Origin of the sequence: Mycolicibacterium neoaurum ATCC 25795 (genome assembly GCF_000691525.1) — a bacterium.
Lineage (GTDB): Bacteria > Actinomycetota > Actinomycetes > Mycobacteriales > Mycobacteriaceae > Mycobacterium > Mycobacterium neoaurum.
On sequence record NZ_JMDW01000023.1, the window covers coordinates 62,722 to 83,405 of the forward strand.

Genomic DNA, 20,684 nt, shown 5'->3' on the forward strand with positions numbered 1-20,684 from the left:
CGGGAGGGTCAGAACATGTACGGCCGCAGGAACCGGGTCATCCGACGCAAGTAATCGGGCTGGCTGACGTGCAGCACGTGGTTACCGGGGAACCAGTGGAATTTGCACCGGTCCCAGTGTTGCCAGAGCAGTTCGGCCTGCTGCGGTGGCGCCAGCTTGTCGCCCAGTCCGGCGATGATCAGCCTGCGCTCCTTGGGGACCAGTGGCGCGTAGTTCAGCGGTGAATGGAACATCGTCGCGGCATCCGATCGCGACTTGTCGACATGGCTGAGTCGATTACCCAGACGGACAAGCATGTTCGCCGGGAACCAGTCATCGAAGGCGGCTTCCGGTGTTACCACCGGGACGTTCGGGATGACCGCTTGGATGCGGTCGTCGACCGAGGCGATCAATGCCGAGGTGTACCCGCCCAGTGACATACCGGTCAGCGCGATCCGGTCGACGCCGGTGTACTCCAGATAGTCGATGACCGAACGGAAATCGTGCACCGCCTGGGCCATCGCCTCGGCGAAACCGGGCATGCCGTCGGCGAAGTAGCCGTATCCGCTATAGGGCGAATTGGATTCGGCACGCATCCCGTGGAAGGGCAGCGTGTAGAGCAGCACGTCGTAGCCGGAACGGTAGAACCACGGCAACGAGAAGAACAGGCCGTTGAACAGATACGCCGACCCCATGAAGCCGTGGATCAGGCACAGGGTGGGTCGGGGACCGTCGCCGTGTACCCAGTGTTGGGCGTGCACGACATTGTTGCGTGCATATCCGGCGCGCTGGTCGCGCAGTGCCGGGTTGATCGCCCGAAAACTGCTGTTGAAACGGATGTTGTAGACCGAGCCGTGGGCGATCGAGGATGCCAGCAGGTTCGCCGGCCGAGAAGACACCCGGGGCGGTTCGGTCGGTGCGGGGAACGAGAGCGTCGGATCATGCTCGGCTGCCAGGTCGATGTAGAACTGCAGCGCGGCGTCCTCATCGTGCACCGAACCGGGACGAAGCGCCGCGCCTGCCAGCTTGGGCAGCATCGCCGCCCCGACGATCGAGGCCACCGTGGTGCGCAGCGCCAGATCGGCGACCGCGGAGGCATCCACCACCAGCCGCTGCTGACGGGTCAGATCCGCCCGCCGGGGTAGTCCGCGGGCAGTCGCGTCGGCGCCGGGGACATCGGGGACGGGGATCGGCGGATCGAGCGGTTGCGCTTGGGTCACGGCTGCCTCTCTCGGGCGTTCGCGGGCCAACTGATGCTAGCCCGGCCGAACCGACGGTATCGGTCAGTCCGGTTCTGGTGTGCCGAAAACCGCCGCGGCATTGTGGTGGAACACCCCGCGCAGCCACCCGTCGTCCACGCCGGGCAGATCACTCACCGCGCGCATCGCCTCGGCATAGGTGTACGGGATGTTCGGGAAATCGCTGCCCCACAGAATACGGTGGCCCAGATCCCGTAGCCGGGGATACTCGTTCGTCGGGAACGGCATCGTGCGCTCCATGAACGGTGTGAACGCCATGGTGGTGTCCAGGTACACCCCGTCGTGTGCGGCCGCGATGTCCAGGAAATCGGTGTACTCGGGGCCGCCCATGTGGGCCACGATGAGGCGCAGCCGCGGATGCCGGGCCAGCACCGCGCGGATCGGGTCAGGTCCGGTGTGGGTGCCGGGAGTGGGTCCCGAGCCGCAGTGGGTGACCACGGGCGTACCGCTCTCGGCGAGCACACCCCATACATCGTCGAGCAGGGCGTCTGTCGGGTCGTAGCCGCCGACCTGGACGTGGGCCTTGAACACCCGCGCACCGCGGTCGATCGCGGTGGCCACATACCGTGCGGCACCGGGTTCGGGAAAGAACGTCGCGGTGGGCAGACAGTCGGGGGTGTCGGCGGCGAAACGGGCCGCCCACTGGTTCAACCACTCGGCCATGTCCGGCTTGTGCGGATAGATCAGCGAGGTGAAGGCCAGCACGCCGAAGGATCGCAGCGTGGCCAGACGCTGCTGCTCGTCGGCGCGGTAGGTGATGGGCCAGGGCCGTCCGGTCAACGGGCCGGCGCTGTCGAAGTATTGCCAGACCTTGTCCATGACGTTCTTCGGCATGAAGTGGGTGTGGACGTCGATGATGCCCGGCAGGCCCAGTCCCTCGACGATCCGGCGCACTTCGGCTGTGTCTTCCATCGCCAGTCATCCTGTCAAAGGCGCCGACCGGGCAGACTCGGGGTATGTGGAATCCCGACACCTATCTGGCGTTCGCCGATCACCGCGGCCGTCCGTTCTTCGACCTGGTGAACCGCGTGACCGCCGACGCGCCGCGTCGGGTGGTCGACCTCGGATGCGGGCCTGGAAACCTGACCGAGACGCTGAGTCGCCGCTGGCCGGCGGCATCGGTGTCGGGTGTGGACTCGTCACCGGAAATGGTGGCCGCCGCCGGTGAACGGGGACTCGATGTCCGGTTGGGCAACATCGCGGACTGGTCGCCCGAACCCGACACCGATGTCGTCATCTCCAACGCCGCGTTGCAGTGGGTGCCCGAGCATCGGGAACTGCTGGTGAGCTGGGTGCAGCAGTTGGCGCCCGGGTCCTGGATCGCCTTCCAGGTTCCCGGTAACTTCTCCGCGCCGTCGCATGAGGCCGTCCGCGAGGTGGCCCGCCGCGCGGAGTTCGCCGAGGCACTGGGCGACATGCCGTTCCGCGATGCCGACGTGGTGGGTGCCCCGGCCGAATACGCCGGCCTGTTGACCGACGTCGGGTGTGCGGTGGATGCCTGGGAGACCACCTACCTGCACGAGTTGCGCGGCGAGACACCGGTTCTGGATTGGATCACCGGCACGGCGCTGACCCAGGTGCGGGAGCGGCTCACCGAGGACGACTGGCAGCGTTACCGTGCGGCGATCATCCCGTTGCTGGCCCAGGCCTACCCGGTGCGCGCCGACGGAACGACGTTCTTCCCGTTCCGTCGGATCTTCGTGGTGGCCCAGTTGCGGTGATTTGTGGAGTCTCAGCCGTGACGACCGCGGGTGAGACTCCACAAATCGCGATCAGTCGAGCAGTGCGATGACCCTGGCGACCAGCTCGTCGATATCGGCACCGGTGGTGTCGACGACGAGGTCCGGGTTCTCCGGGGGTTCATAGGGTGCGTCGATCCCGGTGAGTCCCTTCAGCTCGCCCGCCCGTGCCCGGGCATAGAGCCCCTTCGGGTCGCGGCGCTCGCACTCGGCGACCGGGGTCGCGACGTGCACCTCCAGGAACGGCAGCTTGGCCGCATCGTTGAGGGTGCGGGCCAGCTCGCGGTCGGACCGCAGCGGCGAGACAAGGGAGGCCAGCGCCACCACACCGGCGTCGGCGAGCAACCGCGTCAGGTGCCCGACCCGGCGGATGTTCTCGGCCCGGTCACCGGCCGAGAACCCCAGATCATCGGAAAGGCCGTGCCGCAGATTGTCACCGTCGAGCAGATAGGCCACCCGCCCCGATTCGACCAATGCGCGCTCCACGGCGACGGCCAACGTCGACTTCCCGGAGGCAGGCAAGCCGGTGAACCAGATGGTGGCACCGCGCTGACCGGTTCTACCCCAGCGATGTTCACGATCCAGCGAGGACGGGTGCCACTTGATATCGGACCTGTTGTGTCCGCTGGGCTTGACCTCGCGGGGCTCTCCGATGATGCCCGCGCCGACGGTGTCATTGGACACCTCGTCGATCAGGATGAAGGCACCGCTGTCCCGGTTATCGGCATAGGCATCGGCCACCACCACCGAACTGGTGCGCAGCGTGATCGAGCCGATGTCGTTGAGGGCCAGCTCCACCGGGCCGTCCACCTCGTCGAGGGTCTCCGGGTCGAGCTTGGTGTGCAGCTCCTGCACGGTCGCCCGCACGGTGCGGGTGCCCTGCTTGAGCGCCAGCCGGTCGCCGGCGCGCAGCGGCTCATCGCGGAACCAGCAGACCGTGGCGTCCAGCTCACGTGCCAGCACCGGCAGCGACGCATTCTCGGCGGCGCTGACGAACACATCACCGCGGCCGACATCGATATCGTCGGCCAGTTCGATCGAGACCGACAGCGGCGCAACGGCCGTCGTACGGTCATCATCGAGGGTGTCCAGCACCGTGACCGTCGAGCGGGTGCCTGCCGGCAGGCTCACGACCGGATCGCCGACCTTGAGGGTGCCGGCCGACAACCGTCCGGTGTACCGGCGGCGCTGTTGCGCGGTGGGTCGCGACACCCACTGCACCGGCAGTCGCAGGCTGGCCGGATCGGGCTGCGGCGCGGCCAACTCCACCGTCTCCAGATACTCCAGCAGGGTGGGCCCGGTGAACCACGGTGTGTTGGGCGAACGGTGCACCACGTTGTCGCCGAGCTTGGCCGCGATGGGGATGACCGAAAGATCGGCACCACCGAGCCGGTCGGCGACCTGCTGTAGTTCGCGCTCCACCTCACCGAATCTGCCCTCGTCGAAGTCGACCAGGTCGATCTTGTTGACCGCGGCAACAAAGTGCTTGATGCCCAACAACTTTGCGATACGGGCGTGCCTGCGGGTCTGCCGCAGCACACCGGCGCGGGCGTCGACCAGCAGGATGGCCACGTGTGCGTTCGAGGCGCCGGTGAACATGTTGCGGGTGTAGCGCTCGTGGCCGGGTGTATCGGCCAGGATGTAGCTGCGGGTGTCGGTCGAGAAGAACCGGTAGGCGACATCGATGGTGATGCCCTGCTCGCGTTCGGCGCGCAGACCATCCGACAGCGCGGCCAGATCGGCCACCCCCTCGGCGTCGGTCACGGCCTCGAGGTGATCGAGCGGCAGGCTGTCGGTGTCATGCAACAGCCTGCCGATCAAGGTGCTCTTACCGTCGTCGACCGATCCGGCGGTGGTGATGCGCAGTAGCTGACGGGTCGTCATGTCAACTTCGACTTTCGTTCTTCTTCGCTTCGCTCATCAGAAATACCCTTCCCGCTTACGGTCTTCCATTGCCGCAACCGAAGTCCGGTCGTCGGCGCGGGTCTCACCCCGCTCGGATACGGTGGCCGCCGAGATCTCGGCGATCACCCGGTCGATGGTGGTGGCCTGCGACCGGACCGCGCCGGTGATGGTCAGGTCACCGACGGTGCGGTAGCGCACCCACTCCACCGCCGAGGACTCCCCGTCACCAGGTGTGGCGTATTCCGAGACCGCGAGCAGGATGCCGTCGCGCTCGAACACCTCGCGTTCGTGGGCGAAGTAGATCGACGGCAGCTCAAGGTTTTCCAGCTCGATATAGCGCCAGATGTCGATCTCGGTCCAGTTCGACAGTGGGAACACCCGCACCTGCTCGCCCTTGCGGATGCGCCCGTTGTACAGCGACCACGGCTCGGGCCGTTGCGCTCGCGGATCCCACTGCCCGAACTCGTCGCGGAAGCTCAGGATGCGTTCCTTGGCGCGGGCCCGCTCCTCGTCGCGGCGTGCGCCACCGAACGCGGCATCGAATCCGCCGGCTTCCAGGGCATCGAGCAGCGTGCGGGTCTGCTGCCGGTTGCGCGAGGCGCCGGGCCCCGGATCGGCGACGCGGCCGCTGTCGATGGTCTCCTGCACCGACGCCACGATCAGCTTGTGCCCGGCTCCGGTCGTGCGCCGGTCACGGAACTCGATGACCTCCTCGAAGTTGTGTCCGGTGTCCACATGCAGCACCGGGAACGGCAAGGGCAGCGGACGGAAAGCCTTCTCCGCCAATCGCAAGAGCACGATCGAGTCCTTACCCGCGGAGAACAGCAGCACCGGGCGCTGCAACTCGGCGGCCACCTCGCGGATGATGTGCACGGCCTCGGCCTCCAACAACCGCAGCTCGTCGACGCGCTCGATGGCGCCCTCGGCAGAAGTCATGTCGGCAACCCTTCCCGGTGTGCGTCGGCGCGATATCGGTCCACCCACTCGTCCGAACGTTGGTCGGCCTGACGTTCCAGCACCGGCTCGGGGGCCAGCCGCGGATCGAGCCCCAGCCGTTGCAGGACATCGCCGACGACGGTGGTGAGGTTGCGCCAGAGGTAGGGGTAGGACACGTCGAGGGGTTCGATGCCCTCCTCGGCGAACCAGTTGCGCCAGCCCTCCTCCTGCGCGCGCAGCATGGTGATCACATGCGCGATGGCTCCGGCGTGATACTCGGCACGGGCGTCGCGTACCGGATCGGGGCGGCCGCGCCAGACCCGGGTCTGCACCGCCCGCCAGAACGAAACCGCCTGGGACACCACATCCGGGCGGTAGACGTGCACCAGGACCGGATCACTGCCGACCACATCGCGGATGGCCGACAGCAGGCCGGTACCGGATCGATCGGGCAGTCCGGCCGCGCGGTCGAGCAGCAACGGCGTCTGATTCCACATGAGCTTGCCACCCCAGATCCCGTTCGGTGTCCGGCCGACGGTCTGGATGTAGTCACGCCAGATCGCCGGCGGCGCAAGGTCGGGCTTGCCTTCGTCGAGGGGATCGAGCAGGCGCAGGATCGACTCGTCCTCGACTCCGGCGAACCACTGCCGCGGCTGCGGTGATTGGCTGGTGGTCGGCAGATATTGGAAGAACTCCTGCGGTTCACCGGCGACGCCCGTCGCGCGCAGCGATTCGACGAGCAGAGTGCTTCCGCTGCGCTGCGACGCGAGGACGAGATACGCCTTCGAGTGGGCCATGGGCGAGACTCTAATGGCAATTGTTGCGCCTCGTAGACCGGGTATTCAGGTCACCGCGAGTTTAACTATTGCGTTGATTTCGAGGTGTCTTCGATACCGCGTTCGGTTGCCTTTGCCGACCTGCTCAGAGCGGGCCATTCCAGAATGGTCTTGTAGGTCTGGGTGTAGCGCTCCGAGATCCGCGTGCCGGCGAATTCGGACGGGATCACGTCATTGGTCTGCTGTCGCCAGTCGTTGAGTCGCAGCGCCAAGTCGCGTGCCACGGTCTCCATTTCCGCTGAAAGAGGGCCATCGAAGAGGTTATGTGACTCGCCGGGGTCGACCCGCAGGTCGTACAGCTCCCGTGCCGGCCGGGGACTGCGCACATGGGGCCCGACAGCGGCGCCGGGCGCACTGTCGGCGATATCCCACGGAAGGTCCAAAAGCGGTCGTGCGGCGTAATTCTCGATATAGGAAAATTCTTTCGTCCGAATTGCGCGGATCGGATCGAAAGAATCGTGATAAGTCTTTGTCGAATAGACCTCGGAGCGTGGTGATTCTCCGGTGCTGACAAATGCCTCGGCATGGGAGATGCCGTCCACCTCGGCAGGCACCTCGATGCCCAGCAGATCCAGCAGGGTGGGCACCAGATCGACTCCGCTGAACAGTTCGTCGTACAGCTGGGCAGGCACCGTGGACCCGGTCGGTGGCCGCACGATCATCGCGATGCCGGTACCTGCCTCGTACAGCGTCGACTTGGCGCGGGGGAGGGCCGGACCATGATCGGTCATGAAAACCACCCAGGTGTTGTGGTCAAGACCGGTGTCTGCCAGCGTGTCCAACAGTTCGCCGACGGCGGCATCGGCGACGGTGATGGACCCGTAGAAGTCCGCGAGATCCTCGCGGACGGCCGGGGTGTCGGGCAGATAATCGGGCAGGTCGACGGCAGCGGGGTCGGCCGGTGCATAGCGATCGTGTGGGTAGGGCCGGTGCGTCTCGAAGAAGCCGGCGGTCAGCAGGAAGGGCTCGGCCGGCGCGCGCCGCAGCCATCCGGTGGCCTGCTCCACGACGTATTCGCAGTAGGAATTGGAGACGTCGAACTCGTCGAAACCCAGCCGCGAGGGATACGACGTCTCGTGCTGCATACCGAACAACGCGGTGTGCCAACCCGACCGGGACAGGATGGCGGGCAGGGTCTGGACCCCGGCGCGGTATTCCCAACCGTGGTGGGCCAGGCCGACCAGTCCGTTGGTCTGCGGATAGCGGCCGGTGAACAGGGAGCCACGCGAAGGCGAGCACAGCGGAGCGGTGGCGTGGGCGCGGGTGAGCAGGATTGACTCGGTGGCAAACCTGTCCAGCCGCGGGCTGTGTACGTCGGGGTGGCCGTACACCCCGAGATAACGCCCCAGATCATGCCAGTGCACGATCAACACGTTCTCGCGTCGTGCCTCGGTCACGCGCCACCTCCTGTTCGTCCCTTCGCAATATTCCACAGTGACGGTCCCGCGCGCCGAGCGGTTTTCACGCAGGCCGATCGCCGCACTGTCGAGGAAGGGGCGAATGTGCTAGTGGTTCCGCTATTTCCAGGCGAAGACCGGTTGCTCGAGCTGGTCCACCGCATCGGCGCGGCCCTCCAGGCCCAACCAGCGCAACTGCAGCAGCACCGCGCCGGTCGGGGCGTGGATCAGGTCGTGGCCCAACGGAATCTGCACCACCGGCCGAGGACTTTCCGGGATCGTGACAAATCGCGGGGAATCGGGACGCTGGAGCTGGTGCAGGCCCACCCGGTAGACGGCGACCACCTCATCGGGGGCGGGCGTGAGGTCCAGCCGGCCGCCACCCCAGAGCACCACCGGGGTGATGACATATCCGGAGCGGGTCGGGTAGTCGTCGAGCAGTCCGAGAACCGCGTCGCCGCCGAGCTCGACGCCGACTTCCTCGTGCAGTTCGCGCAGCGCAGCATCGATGACCGACTCGCCGGCATCGAGTCGGCCGCCGGGTAACGCCCATTGTGCGGCATGCGAATTGAGTCGCGACGCCCGCCGGCACAGCAGGAATGATGCCCCGCCGGAAACGTCGATCATGCGGCCGTCCAGGCTGTCCGGCATCGGCCGGCCGGCGATCCAGTCCTCGACCGGTGCGGGGTCGACGCGGTCCTCGCCGACGCGTGAGTCGACCAGGGTCACGGCAACGGCGGCGTGCCGCTTGGTCGGGTCGGTGACGGTACGACGGGTGTGGGCTGCGAGGTTGGCGCGGATCCGGTCGCGCAGCGCGGTGTCGTAGGGAACGGTCATGGCGCGACCCTACGGGTGGTAGGGCACCCCGACGGCACGGAAGACGAATTCCGGCGGCACGTCGTAGGCCAGTGATCGACGCGGCAGCCGCGCCAGCAGGTCTTCGGGCAGCGGTTCCTTGTAGTGCAGCGACAGTGTCCCCGAACAGCGCGGGTCGACCGCGGCGATGTCGACATCGAGCACCAGTCCGGCCACCGAGAGATCGGCGGTGACAGTGCCGGATTGCACGGCGTCCCAGCGCTGGTCGATGGTGCGGCCTGCCAGCTTCGGCATGGTGGACAGGGTGGCGAGCACCCGCTGTTCGGTGATCACCAGGGAACCGGTGAAGCTGGAGACGCTGCCTGCGGATCGTTTGCCGGGAACCTGGCCCGAGAACCGGCGGGTCACCGCGACGTACTCGGCGAGGTGGAGAATTCCTTCCGCCTCCACCTCGGCGCGCAGCTCACCGGGAAGTTTGCCGATCCTCAGCCACTTACGCAGAAGTACCGCCATGCAGCGAACCCTACGCCAACCGCCGAGATCGGGTCGTCGGTCACTTAGTCTCGATGAGGTGACCACTTCTCAGCACCGCATGGCGGCCACTTCTCGACACCGCATGGCGGCCATGGCCGCGGCGATCGTGTTCCTGGTGTCGCTCGGCGGTGTCCTGGGCCACTGGGCCTGGATGACGGACGCGGACTGGACGGTGCTGGACCCGCTCTACCGGTATGGATCGGCTCATCCTGCGTGGGTGGACGGCTGGAATGTGCTCTGCAATGTGCTGCATCCGGCCGTGTTCCGAGTGCTCGCGCTGGTCTGGATCGGGTATGCGCTGCTGCGCGGCCAGTACCACGTCGCCCTCTTCCTCACCCTCACCGTCGAGGCATCCGCTCTGCTGGTACTGGTCCTGAAGTTGGTGATCGACAGGCCGCGCCCCGACACCGCGCTTGTCGCCGAGATGTCCTCGTCGTTCCCGTCCGGGCACGCACTGGGTGTCGCTGCCGCCGTGACCGCGCTGCTCATGGCCGGCTGGCATCAGCTGCGGCGTTGGCGCACAACGGTTGTGGTGATCGGTGTGTTGAGCGTGGTCGCAGTCGGTGTCGGCCGGGTGGTGCTCAACGTGCACCACCCCTCCGATGTGTTGGCGGGCTGGGCATTGGGATACCTGTGGGCGTTGGCGTGGCTGCCGCTGCTCAGACGTTCCGAGGTAGCGGACGAAACACTGGCAGCGAGCGATAGCGATTCTTGAAGGTCGCCTCCTGGCAGACGATCTCGACCTCGCCGTCGTGGGCGATCCGGGTGGGCCCGTCGACTGCGGTGAAGCTGAACTCGGGCACGCGCAGTTCGTGATAGAGCGGGCTGTGCACCAGGCGGCCGGTCGCCAGCGCGGCGAGGATGCGCGGGGTGGCGAATCTGGGACCGGTCTCCAGGATGCGGACATCGATCAGTCCGTCGTCCATCCGGACCCGCCGCGAGGGGGCGAAGCCGGAGGGGGAGTACAGCGAATTGCCAAGGAAGAACAATGATGTCTGCACGGTCTTGTCGTCGTAGCGGATGCGCACGCTGGCATCACTGCGCAGGGTGCGGAACAGGGCGTACACGCCGGCCACGGGCTTACCGACCCGCTTCTCCAGTTTTTCGCGGATTCGGACGAATTTCGGGTAGGCGCCGATGCTGGCGGTATTGACGACGGTGTCGGTGTCGTTGAAGGCGATGGTGTCGACGAAGGCGGCCGACCCGGTGCGTAGCGCCTCGATGGTGGCGGCGACGGTATCGCACCCGATGTCCTTGGCGAAATGGTTGAACGTGCCGCCGGGGAATACCGCCAGCGGCACCCCGGCCTGCAGTGCGATCCCGGCCGCGCAGGACACCGTGCCGTCACCACCACCGACGGCAAGCACTTCCGCCCGCTCGGCGGCCTCGCGGAGCTTCTCGGCGATGTCCTCGTCGTCGCCGACCTCGACGATCTCGGCCTTGGGTAGCGCCTGTCGGACCTCGTCGAGAATGCGCGCACCGGTGCCGCTTCCCGAGTTCGGGTTCACGACAAGGATGACGCCCTCGCCGTCGGGCCGGGCCTCGGTCTGGTAGCGGCGGGGATGCCCCGCGGTGATCGGCGGTTCCACGATGGTCGGCACGACGGCGGCACCGGCCAGCGCCACGGCGGTGCCGATACCGAACCCGGCAAGCACGTCACCGGGGTAATGCGCACCCGTGGCGACCCGGGACAGTCCCACCAGGCCGGCCAGTACTCCCAGACCGACACCGAGTGACCGGTTCTCCAGTCCGACCCCGACGGCGAACGCCGCCGCGCTGGCCGAATGACCGGAGGGCAACGAGTTGGAGGTCGGCATCCGGCGCGAACGGCGGAGCAGCGGCACCATCGAGTGGTCGGGCCTGGGCCGTTTCCAGATGCGCTTGGCGCCCTGATTGGTGAGCAGGCTGGTGACCGCGAGCGTCAGCACCCCACGCGCGGCACCGCGTCGCATCGACGGTGATCCCGTCGCCGTCAACGCCGCGGCGATGGCGAACCAGAGCTTGGAGTGATCGGCCGCCGAGGTCAGCCGGGGCATGACCTTGTCCAGGAAGGGGCTGTCGGACTCGGCGACGGCGTCGAAGATGTGGCGGTCGAGCGTTCCGAGTCCCATGGCCTTCAACCTATCCAACGGGATCGTGTCTGAAACTTGACTTGACCCGCCTGCGCGAGGCACCGACGATTGACCGATGCGCCGACTGCTCGCCATGGCGTGCGCGCTGTGGCTGGCGTGCGCTGTCGCTCCTGTTGCCCGTGCCGCCGAGACGCCATGGTTCGTCGACTCGGTCGGTTCGGCCACCCAGGTGATCTCTGTGGTGGGGGTGGGGCCCACCACCGCCAAGATGGATGTCTGGGAGCGGACCGCGGCGGGCTGGGAACCGATCGGCGTCGGCATCGCCGCCGATATCGGGTCGGCCGGGATGGCCGAGGACATCAGCGAGGGCTCGATGAAGACGCCGATGGGCATCTTCTCGCTGGACTTCACCTTCGGTACCGAGCCCAACCCCGGCGGTGGGCTGCCGCATGTGCAGGTCGGCCCCGATCACTGGTGGGATGGCGATGAGGACAGCCCCACCTACAACACCATGCAGGTGTGCAAGCGCGACGAGTGCCCGTTCGGTATCGAGGGCACCGCGACCGAGAACCTGCAGATTCCGCAGTACGCCCATGCCGTGGTGATGGGCGTCAACAAGGCCAGGGTGCCCGGCGCGGGTAGCGCCTTCTTCCTGCACACCACCGGGGGTGGACCGACCGCGGGCTGTATCGCCATCGACGACGACATGATGGTGAAGATCATGCGCTGGCTGCGGCCCGGTGCGCTGATCGCGGTATCCAAGTAGCTCCGGTCTCAGATATTGAGTGCGCGACCGGGTTTCAGGTTGAAGTTCAGGCCCTCCAGCGACATCGTGGCGTCATAGGTGCGGTCGTAGGAGGTCGCACTGATCTTCCAACCGTCATCGGTGCGCCGGTAGCGGTCGTGGTAGAACGCCGCGCCGATGAGCATGAAGTTGAAGTCCGGTGCGATGACGCGGTCCTGCAGGTACCAGGTGGCCGCCGCCTCGTCGGGACCGTCGAAGGTGATCTCGGGGTGATCGACGCGGTGTTCGGTGTAGATCGTCGGGCCCAGGGAGGTGCGCATGAAGTCCACCAGGGCGTCGCGGTCGGTGAAGTGCAGTTCGTTGCCCAGCGACGGCCCGTAGTCACCCTTGACGTCCTCGACCAGCGTCTGGGCGAAATCGTCCCAGTGCTTGGAGTCCAGGGCGCGCAGGTAGCGGTACTTGACCTGCTTGATGTCGTGCATATCGCGTGCAATGTCTGCCATGCCCGACATCACAACACAGCCTCCGGTCGATGTCTGGAACTCCGGCCAGACCGGCGGTGTCCGGCCTGCCACCGACATGGCCGCCGGTTAGGGTGGGCCCAATGAGCGACCCGTTGGGGTTGTCGATCGGCACGACCAATCTGGTTGCTGCCCGGGTCGGCGACCAACCAGTGACACGGCGCGCGGTGCTGACCCTTCCCACCGACGGCGCTCCGGAGATCGGCGTGTCCTCCGGGCGTCCCGGCCAGGTGCTCTCCGGTTTCGTCGAACGGGTGGGTGATCCGGTGCCCCTGGTGGCCGCCGATGGATCGTCCTACCTGGCCGACGATCTCCTGGTGGAGGCGCTCGAAGCGCTGATCGGGCCAACCGGGTCCGGACAGACGGTGATCGCGGTACCCGCGCACTGGACTCCGGCCACCATGCGGGTCCTGCGCGCGGCTTTGCGCGCCAACCCGGTGCTTTCCCCTGGGGGAGCACCGCCACGGCTGGTGTCCGATGCCGTCACCTCATTGACCGCACTGAACGCCAACCCGGGCCTGAACGCCCGCGGGGCGGTGGTCCTCATCGATCTCGGCGGTGGTGGCACCAGCATCACGCTGGCCGACGCCGATGCCGGATTCGAGCCGATCGACGAGACGGTGCGGGTGGCCGACTTCTCCGGTGACCTGATCGATCAGGCGTTGTTGGGTCGTGTGCTCGCCGACGCCGACGCCAACGACACGGACCCGGCCGCGACGGCCGCTGTCGGGCAGCTCGGGGTGCTGCGTGAGCAGTGCCGGCAGGCCAAGGAACGGTTATCGGGGGTGACCGCCACCGAGGTGCCCGTGGACCTTCCTGGTGTCCGCTCGGTTGTTCGGGTGACCAGGGCCGAATTGGAGGCCCTACTGGTGGAGCCATTCGCCCTGGTGCTCTCCGAACTGGACAACCTGTTGCAGCGCAACAGAATCGGATGGTCGGATATCTCGGTGATCGCCACCGTCGGTGGCGGGGCCAGTATCCCGCTGGTCACCCAGAAATTGTCCGAGCACACCAGGACACCTGTGGTGAACACGCCGCAACCTGCACTCGATGCCGCACTCGGGGCGGTCCTGCGGGCGGCCTATGGCACCGATACCGGCGCGCAGACCGGGATGGCCCCGGCGGTCGGCGCCGACGCGCCGACCAGTCTGGCGCCGGCCGCGGCGATCACCCATGACCCGTCCGGATCGTCGACATTCCGTGCGCTGGCCTGGTCGGAGGACGGTGATGCGGGTAATGAGCCGGTGCCCTATACCGGCCCCGAGGACTATCCGAGTGTCAATCCCTATCTGGCCGACCCTTACCTCGCCGACGAGGCCACCCATGTGGTGTCGCAGCAGGACCCGTCGATGTACGCCGATGAGCCGCGGGGGTTGCCGCGGGTACCCATGGCGGTCTTCGCTGCGGTGGGCCTCATTTCCCTCGTCGCGCTCGGTGGGGTGGCCATCGCCTTGACCGGAACCTCGGAGAGCCCCGCGCCCACCCCGTCCACCGCCCCGGTGACCGGTGTGTTGACACCGCCACCGGCCGAACCCGCCGCACCGGTCGAGCCGCCGCCCGTCACCGTGACCCAGGCGCCCGCGCCGCCGCCGGAGCCGGTGGCGCCGAGTCCCGAACCGGTCGCGCCGGTGGTCCCCACGACGACCGTCACCACGACGCCGCCGACCACCACGACCACCACTCCGACGACGACCACCACCACGACGACCACCACCACGACGACGACCACGACGACGACCACCACCACAACAACCACCACGCCGTCGACCACGACCACCACGGTCACCACGACGACCGCTCCGGTGACGACGACGACCGTTCCGCCGGTCACCACGACGCCTGCGGTGACCACCACTCAACCGGCGATGACCACCACATATCTGGAGATTCCTTTGCTGCCGCCGATCCCGATCCCGGTGCCCAATCAGGGCGTTCCGGCCGGGCCCTAGCAGCCCAGGTGCGCTCTCACCTGCAGCTATGGTTTTTGCGAAGAGTTGAGCCGCCGCGACACGCCGGGTTATAGTCCCGGAGTCAAAGTCACGAATATGTAACGGGAAGCAAACGCCACGGTCTCGGTGATTGCTGAACCAGTTCGTTAGGTGCGGTGAATGGCGCGACATGGAACGGCGAGCGGCCGCTATCGGTCGTCAGCGGCTCTTGCCGCGATCTTGGCCCCGGCGGCCATTCTGTTCTCGGTCGGCTCCGAGGTGCGCCCACAGGCACCACAGGAACCCATGACGGTCGCCGGTCCCGCGGCCGCACCCGTCGTGCCCGGTGTGCAGATCGTCGCCGCACCCGCCGACTTCGCCTGGAATTCGTCGACGGTCTCCGCCGCGGCACCCGCGACGCCGACCGCTCAGCTGGTCGCCGCATCCCGCTGGCGTCCCGACAACCGCCCGCTGCTGTTGCCTCCCGGCGTGGCGCCCGAACACGGACTGCAGGTCAAGACCATCCTGACTGCCCGCGCCATCAGCGTTGTCTTCCCCGAGATCCGCAGCATCGGCGGTGTCCGCCCCGACGCACTGCGCTGGCACCCCAACGGACTTGCCCTCGACGTGATGATCCCGAATCCGGGCAGCGCGCAGGGGATCGCACTCGGCAATCAGATCGTGGCCTACGTGATGAAGAACGCCGCCCGCTTCGGCATGCAGGACGCCATCTGGCGCGGCACCTACTACACCCCGACCGGAGCATCCGGGTCGGGCGGTTACGGCCATTACGACCACGTGCACGTCACCACGACCGGCGGCGGTTACCCCACCGGTGACGAGGTCTACTACCGCTAGGCCGGTCCGCTGGCAGGCGGGTAGGGCAGATTGCTGCTGGTCTGCGGATCCACCTGGACCGGTCGCCCCACATAGGGAAACGCCCGCTGCGGGCACGCCGCCCGGTCACAGATCCGGCAGCCGGCGCCGATCGGCACGGTGGCCTCCGCGTCGGCAAGATCGATACCCACCGAATAGACCAGCTTGTCGGCGTGGGCCAGATCGCATCCCAACCCGATCGCGAAACTCTTCGGGGTGCCCAGATACCGGCTGGGTGGGGACACCGATGTCTTCGCCAGCCAGAAATAGCTGCGGCCGTCGGGCATCTGCGCCACCTGGGTGAGGAACTCCCCGGGCCTGGAGAAGGCATGGTGAATTACCCAGAGGGGGCAGTTGCCGCCGACCCGGGAGAAGTGGAAGGCGGTGGCGGATTGCCGTTTGGAGATGTTGCCCGCACTGTCGGTGCGGACGAAGATGAACGGGACCCCGCGGGCGTCGGGACGCTGCAGAGTCGACAACCGGTGACAGATGGTCTCGAAACCGACGTCGAAATTGCGTGCGAGCTGGTCGATGTCATAGCGCAACGACTCGGCAGCGGACAGGAAAATCCGGTAGGGCAGTAGCAGGGCGCCTGCAAAATAGTTCGCCAACCCGATGCGCGCCACATCGCGCGCCTCGGCGCTGAGCTGGTCGTCGGAGGCCACGATCGACGAGATCAGCTCCGAGTGCAGTAGCAGAGCCAGCTGGGTGGCCAACTGGAAGGCGCGCTGCCCCGGGAGCAGCCAACGTGCCAGCAGAAGCGTCCTGGTGTCCGGTTCGTAGCGTCGTTTGACGTTGGGGCCGAGGCGATCTCCGCTGTCGAGGACGACCGATATGGCGAACTCATCGGACAACAGTTCGGCGAGCTGGCCGTCCATGCCGCCGGTGTGCAGACCGTGCCGGGCGTAGATATCCTCGGCCGCACGGTCGAGCGCGTCGATGTAATTGCGTCGGTCGTAGAAGAAGTCGCGAACCTCCTCGAACGGCATCGGTTGTTGGGTACCACCGTGAAGGTCGGAATTGGCGCGAGCATGGACGGTTTCGAGTTCGGCCACCGCATCGTGCAGCCGCCGGTGCAGGTTGACTACGGTCTGTCCGATCTCGGGCATGCGTGCGACCAACTCTTCGATCTGTGCCGTCGTCGACGACCCATCGGCCAGGATTTCGCGAAGGTCGGACACCAGCCGCGCATCGGAATCGGGGGCGAAGTAGTGCGTCGGAAGATCGAAGCGATCCGAGAGCGCGAGCAGTACGGGAACGGTGATGGGACGCTGGTCGTTCTCCAGCTGATTCACATAACTCGTGGATAGCCCCAGGGCGCGCGCCAGCGCGACCTGAGTCAGGCCCTTCTCGTCCCTGAGCCGCCGTAGCCGGGCGCCCGCGAATGTCTTCGCCACCGCGCCAGACTCTATCGCACGCGGCTTACACAAGATTCGCAAACGGCGTCGATAAAGGACGCAAAATTACGCATTTACAGGTACTTTCGCATGTCGTCGCCGCCTGCGTAGCGTGCGAATCATGCAGAATCTCGATGTCCGAACCCGGCGCAGCGCCGAGAACTTCCCTCGTACCGAACACCTTGCCTGGAAGATCGCCGAGGTCGCAGCCGATCCCGTCGCGGTCGAGCCGGCCACCGAGGAGATGGTGATCAACCGCATCATCGACAATGCGTCGGTCTCGGCGGCCTCGGTGATCCGCCGCCCGGTGACGGTCGCCCGCGCACAGGCACTGGCGCATCCCACGCGCCAGGGTGCCGCCGTCTTCGGGGTCGAGGGCAGCTACTCGGCCGAGTGGGCCGCCTACGCCAACGGTGTGGCGGTGCGCGAACTCGACTTCCACGACACCTTCCTGGCCGCCGAATACTCCCATCCAGGCGACAACATCCCCGCCCTGGTCGCCGTCGCCCAGCAACTCGGGGTGCGCGGTACCGACCTGATCCGCGGATTGGCCACCGCCTACGAGATCCAGGTAGATCTGGTCAAGGGAATCTGTCTGCACGAGAACAAGATCGACCATGTCGCGCACCTCGGCCCATCGGTCGCCGCCGGTCTGGGCACCATGCTGCGTCTGGACACCGAAACCATCTACAACGCCATCGGTCAGGCGCTCCATCTGACCACCGCCACCCGCCAGTCCCGCAAGGGCCTCATCTCCAGCTGGAAGGCGTACGCCCCGGCCTGGGCCGGCAAGGTTGCTATCGAGGCTGTGGACCGCGCGATGCGCGGCGAGGGATCCCCGGCCCCCATCTGGGAGGGTGAGGACGGCGTCATCGCCTGGATGCTGGGTGGACCCGAGCGCACCTACACCGTGCCGCTGCCGGAGCCGGGTGAGCCGAAGCGGGCCATCCTGGACACCTACACCAAGGAGCACTCGGCCGAATACCAGAGCCAGGCGCCCATCGACCTTGCCCGCCGGATGCGCGAGCGGATCGCCGATCTCGAGCAGATCGCGTCGATCGTGCTGCACACCAGCAACCACACGCACGTCGTGATCGGCACCGGATCGGGAGATCCGCAAAAGTTCGATCCGGACGCGTCCCGAGAGACGCTGGACCACTCGGTCATGTACATCTTCGCCGTCGCGCTGCAGGACGGTACCTGGCACCACGAGCACTCCTACGCACCGGAGCGCGCGCACCGTCCCGACACCATCGAGCTGTGGCGCAAGATCTCCACGGTCGAAGATCCGGAATGGACGCGTCGCTACCACAGCACCGACCCGGCTGAGAAGGCATTCGGCGCCAAGGCCGTGATAACCCTCAAGAGTGGTGAGACCATCGTCGACGAGCTCGCCGTCGCCGATGCGCATCCGCTGGGCGCCCGCCCCTTCGCCCGGGAACAGTACGTGCACAAGTTCGGCGTTCTGGCCGAGGGAGTGGTGGAACCGGAAGAACAGCAACGCTTTCTGCAGGTCGTCGACGGCGTTTCCGGTATCAAGTCCGGTGGTCTGGGTGCGCTGAACATCCGGGTCGACCAACGGGTGCTGGATAAGGCCCCGACGATTCCCTCGGGCATCTTCCGATGAGCCTGATGGGTGCGTCGATCTCGGCCGCGGAGAAGCGATCGCGCTTTCGCGCAGCGCTGAACTCGGGCAGGCTACAACGGTTTCCGGGCGCGTTCTCTCCGCTGGTTGCGAAGCTGGTCGCCGAGATCGGGTTCGACGGTGTCTACGTGTCCGGTGCGGTGCTGTCAGCCGACCTCGGGCTGCCCGATATCGGCCTCACGACACTGACCGAGGTGACCGGCCGGGGTGCGCAGATCGCCGCGGCGACGGACCTGCCGACCCTGATCGATGCCGACACCGGGTTCGGTGAGCCCATGAGCGCCGCGCGCACGGTCACCCTCCTCGAGGACGCCGGCCTGGCCGGCCTGCACCTCGAAGACCAGGTGAATCCCAAGCGTTGCGGCCACCTCGACGGCAAGGCCGTGGTGGAGACGTCCGAGATGGTGAAACGGCTGCGGGCGGCGGTCGCTGCGCGGCGCGATCCCAACTTTGTGATCTGTGCCCGCACCGACGCCGCCGGCATCGAAGGAATCGGCGCCGCGATCGATCGGGCCAAGGCCTACGCCGATGCCGGTGCCGATCTGATCTTCACCGAGGCGCTGCACCATCCGGCCGACTTCGAGCACTTCCGGGACGCCATCGACACGCCGCTACTGGCGAACATGACCGAGTTCGGCAAGTCCGAACTGTTGACCGCCGGCCAACTCGCCGATATCGGCTACAACGTTGTCATCTATCCCGTCACCACGCTGCGGTTGGCTATGCATGCCGTCGAAAGCGGTCTGCGTGAGATCAATTCCGCGGGAACACAATCCGGGCTTTTGGATCAGATGCAACACCGCAGCCGGCTCTACGAACTGTTGCATTACGCCGAATACAACGAATTCGACTCCGACATCTACAACTTTGCACTGCAAGGGGTGGCACCATGAGCGCTGTCGAAGACAGTCCGCGCATCTACAAGGGCCTGGCCGGCGTCGTCGTGGACACGACGGCGATCTCCAAGGTTGTGCCGGAGACCAATTCGCTGACCTATCGCGGTTACGCGGTGCAGGATCTGGCTGCCATGTGTTCCTTCGAAGAGGTCGCCTACCTGCTGTGGCATGGTGAGCTGCCTGGAGACCAGGAGCTGGCTCTGTTCACTCAGCGTGAGCGTGCTGCCCGACGGATGGACCGCGGTATGCAGTCCTTGCTCTCCAAGCTGCCCGACACCTGCCATCCGATGGACGTCGTGCGGACGTTGATCAGCTACATGGGCGCCCAGGACCCCGATGAGGATGACAGCAGTCCGAGAGCCAACTACGACAAGTCGCTGCGCATGCTGTCCGTGCTGCCGACGATCGTGGCCGCGGATATGCGCAGGCGTCGCGGTCTCGACCCGATTGCCCCGCACAGCCACATGAGCTATTCACAGAACTTCTTGCACATGTGCTTCGGGGACGTTCCGGAGAAGGCCATCGTGGACGCCTTCGAAGCATCGATGGTGCTCTATGCCGAGCACAGCTTCAATGCTTCCACGTTCGCGAGCAGGGTCGTCACCTCCACCCAGTCCGATATCTACAGCGCGGTGACCGCGGCCATCGGTGCGCTGAAGGGTCCGCTGCACGGCGGCGCCAATGAGGCCGTGATGCACGACATGCTGGAGATCGGCTCTGCCGACAAGGCATCGGCATGGTTGCACGGCAAGCTGTCCCGCAAGGACAAGGTGATGGGTTTCGGCCACCGGGTCTACAAGAACGGTGACTCACGCGTGCCGACCATGAAGGACGCCTTGATTCGGGTTGCGAACATCCGGGATGGCGGTAGATGGTTGGACATCTACGACGCTCTGGAGACCGATATGGCGGCGACCACGGGCATCAAGCCGAACCTGGACTTCCCGACCGGACCAGCCTATTACCTGATGGGTTTCGACATCAGTTGCTTCACACCGATCTTCGTGATGAGCCGGATAACTGGTTGGACGGCCCATATCATGGAGCAAACCGCTTCAAACGCTCTCATCCGGCCGTTGAGTGAGTACGTCGGTTGGGAGCAACGTCAACTGGATCGAACCCGGTGATCTCGAAACTCTTGGTGGCCAACCGCGGTGAAATCGCCATCCGCGCGTTCCGTGCAGCGACCGAGATGAACATCGC

The 20,684-nt window shown here is 66.4% G+C and carries 20 protein-coding genes; 9 read left to right on the forward strand and 11 right to left on the reverse strand.

Annotated features, from left to right (window positions below; all coding sequences use genetic code 11):
* Positions 1-8: 8 nt before the first annotated feature.
* Together IC40_RS0125010 and IC40_RS0125015 are read right to left on the reverse strand one after the other, a co-directional pair.
* Positions 9-1,199, reverse strand: a complete 1,191-nt coding sequence (locus IC40_RS0125010; RefSeq protein ID WP_030137401.1) for an alpha/beta hydrolase family protein — start codon at positions 1,197-1,199, stop codon at positions 9-11.
* A gap of 63 nt (positions 1,200-1,262) precedes the next feature.
* Complete coding sequence (locus IC40_RS0125015; protein WP_030137402.1) at positions 1,263-2,150, reverse strand: amidohydrolase family protein; 888 nt, start codon at positions 2,148-2,150, stop codon at positions 1,263-1,265.
* 44 nt (positions 2,151-2,194) lie between these two features.
* On the opposite strand from IC40_RS0125015, the gene IC40_RS0125020 reads away from it, so the two are divergent.
* Complete coding sequence (locus tag IC40_RS0125020) at positions 2,195-2,959, forward strand: trans-aconitate 2-methyltransferase (protein WP_030137403.1); 765 nt, start codon at positions 2,195-2,197, stop codon at positions 2,957-2,959.
* Between the two features lie 51 nt (positions 2,960-3,010).
* On the opposite strand, the gene cysC is transcribed toward IC40_RS0125020, so the two are convergent.
* The 6 genes from cysC to IC40_RS0125050 form a co-directional block, all read right to left on the reverse strand.
* Complete coding sequence (gene cysC / locus IC40_RS0125025) at positions 3,011-4,861, reverse strand: sulfate adenylyltransferase subunit CysN (protein WP_030137404.1); 1,851 nt, start codon at positions 4,859-4,861, stop codon at positions 3,011-3,013.
* Positions 4,862-4,897: 36 nt separating this feature from the next.
* Positions 4,898-5,818, reverse strand: a complete 921-nt coding sequence (gene cysD / locus IC40_RS0125030; protein ID WP_030137405.1) for a sulfate adenylyltransferase subunit CysD — start codon at positions 5,816-5,818, stop codon at positions 4,898-4,900.
* Entirely contained in the window at positions 5,815-6,615 is an 801-nt protein-coding gene (stf0, locus tag IC40_RS0125035; RefSeq protein ID WP_030137406.1) for a trehalose 2-sulfotransferase, read from the reverse strand. The genes cysD and stf0 overlap by 4 nt, the downstream gene beginning before the upstream one ends.
* Positions 6,616-6,680: 65 nt before the next feature.
* A complete protein-coding gene (locus IC40_RS0125040; protein ID WP_030137407.1) occupies positions 6,681-8,051 on the reverse strand; it encodes a sulfatase family protein in 1,371 nt (456 codons plus the stop codon).
* 120 nt (positions 8,052-8,171) lie between these two features.
* Complete coding sequence (locus IC40_RS0125045; RefSeq protein ID WP_030137408.1) at positions 8,172-8,888, reverse strand: NUDIX hydrolase; 717 nt, start codon at positions 8,886-8,888, stop codon at positions 8,172-8,174.
* Positions 8,889-8,897: 9 nt separating this feature from the next.
* Entirely contained in the window at positions 8,898-9,380 is a 483-nt protein-coding gene (locus tag IC40_RS0125050; protein WP_030137409.1) for a hypothetical protein, read from the reverse strand.
* Positions 9,381-9,438: 58 nt separating this feature from the next.
* On the opposite strand from IC40_RS0125050, the gene IC40_RS0125055 reads away from it, so the two are divergent.
* Positions 9,439-10,116 carry a phosphatase PAP2 family protein gene (locus IC40_RS0125055; protein ID WP_234411542.1) on the forward strand — a complete coding sequence of 226 codons (678 nt, stop codon included), beginning with the start codon at positions 9,439-9,441 and terminating at the stop codon, positions 10,114-10,116.
* On the opposite strand, the gene IC40_RS0125060 is transcribed toward IC40_RS0125055, so the two are convergent.
* Positions 10,061-11,512 (reverse strand): bifunctional phosphatase PAP2/diacylglycerol kinase family protein, encoded by a 1,452-nt coding sequence (locus IC40_RS0125060; protein WP_030137411.1) that lies wholly within the window; start codon positions 11,510-11,512, stop codon positions 10,061-10,063. The two genes, IC40_RS0125055 and IC40_RS0125060, sit on opposite strands and share 56 nt — an antisense overlap.
* Positions 11,513-11,588: 76 nt before the next feature.
* Between IC40_RS0125060 and IC40_RS0125065 the strand changes: the two genes are divergently transcribed.
* Positions 11,589-12,239, forward strand: coding sequence for a L,D-transpeptidase family protein (locus IC40_RS0125065; protein WP_030137412.1), 651 nt, complete (start codon positions 11,589-11,591; stop codon positions 12,237-12,239).
* A gap of 8 nt (positions 12,240-12,247) precedes the next feature.
* Here IC40_RS0125065 and IC40_RS0125070 read toward each other — a convergent pair whose 3' ends face one another.
* The gene (locus IC40_RS0125070) at positions 12,248-12,730 is read right to left on the reverse strand and encodes a nuclear transport factor 2 family protein (RefSeq protein ID WP_030137413.1); all 483 of its coding nucleotides are present in this window, start codon (positions 12,728-12,730) and stop codon (positions 12,248-12,250) included.
* A 92-nt stretch (positions 12,731-12,822) separates the two neighbouring features.
* On the opposite strand from IC40_RS0125070, the gene IC40_RS0125080 reads away from it, so the two are divergent.
* Both IC40_RS0125080 and IC40_RS0125085 read left to right on the forward strand, forming a co-directional pair.
* A complete protein-coding gene (locus IC40_RS0125080) occupies positions 12,823-14,688 on the forward strand; it encodes an Hsp70 family protein (protein WP_030137414.1) in 1,866 nt (621 codons plus the stop codon).
* A 159-nt stretch (positions 14,689-14,847) separates the two neighbouring features.
* Positions 14,848-15,525 carry a VldE C-terminal domain-containing protein gene (locus IC40_RS0125085; RefSeq protein WP_042509583.1) on the forward strand — a complete coding sequence of 226 codons (678 nt, stop codon included), beginning with the start codon at positions 14,848-14,850 and terminating at the stop codon, positions 15,523-15,525.
* On the opposite strand, the gene IC40_RS0125090 is transcribed toward IC40_RS0125085, so the two are convergent.
* Positions 15,522-16,940, reverse strand: a complete 1,419-nt coding sequence (locus IC40_RS0125090) for a short-chain fatty acyl-CoA regulator family protein (protein ID WP_030137416.1) — start codon at positions 16,938-16,940, stop codon at positions 15,522-15,524. The two genes, IC40_RS0125085 and IC40_RS0125090, sit on opposite strands and share 4 nt — an antisense overlap.
* 121 nt (positions 16,941-17,061) lie before the next feature.
* On the opposite strand from IC40_RS0125090, the gene prpD reads away from it, so the two are divergent.
* The 4 genes from prpD to IC40_RS28595 all read left to right on the forward strand — a co-directional run.
* Positions 17,062-18,567, forward strand: coding sequence for a 2-methylcitrate dehydratase PrpD (gene prpD / locus IC40_RS0125095; RefSeq protein ID WP_030137417.1), 1,506 nt, complete (start codon positions 17,062-17,064; stop codon positions 18,565-18,567).
* Positions 18,564-19,478 (forward strand): methylisocitrate lyase, encoded by a 915-nt coding sequence (gene prpB / locus IC40_RS0125100; RefSeq protein WP_030137418.1) that lies wholly within the window; start codon positions 18,564-18,566, stop codon positions 19,476-19,478. The genes prpD and prpB overlap by 4 nt, the downstream gene beginning before the upstream one ends.
* The gene (locus IC40_RS0125105) at positions 19,475-20,608 is read left to right on the forward strand and encodes a bifunctional 2-methylcitrate synthase/citrate synthase (RefSeq protein ID WP_030137419.1); all 1,134 of its coding nucleotides are present in this window, start codon (positions 19,475-19,477) and stop codon (positions 20,606-20,608) included. Before prpB ends, IC40_RS0125105 begins: the two co-directional genes overlap by 4 nt.
* On the forward strand, positions 20,605-20,684 hold an 80-nt coding region (locus tag IC40_RS28595), incomplete at its 3' end, for a biotin carboxylase N-terminal domain-containing protein (RefSeq protein ID WP_420896605.1). The genes IC40_RS0125105 and IC40_RS28595, both read left to right, overlap by 4 nt.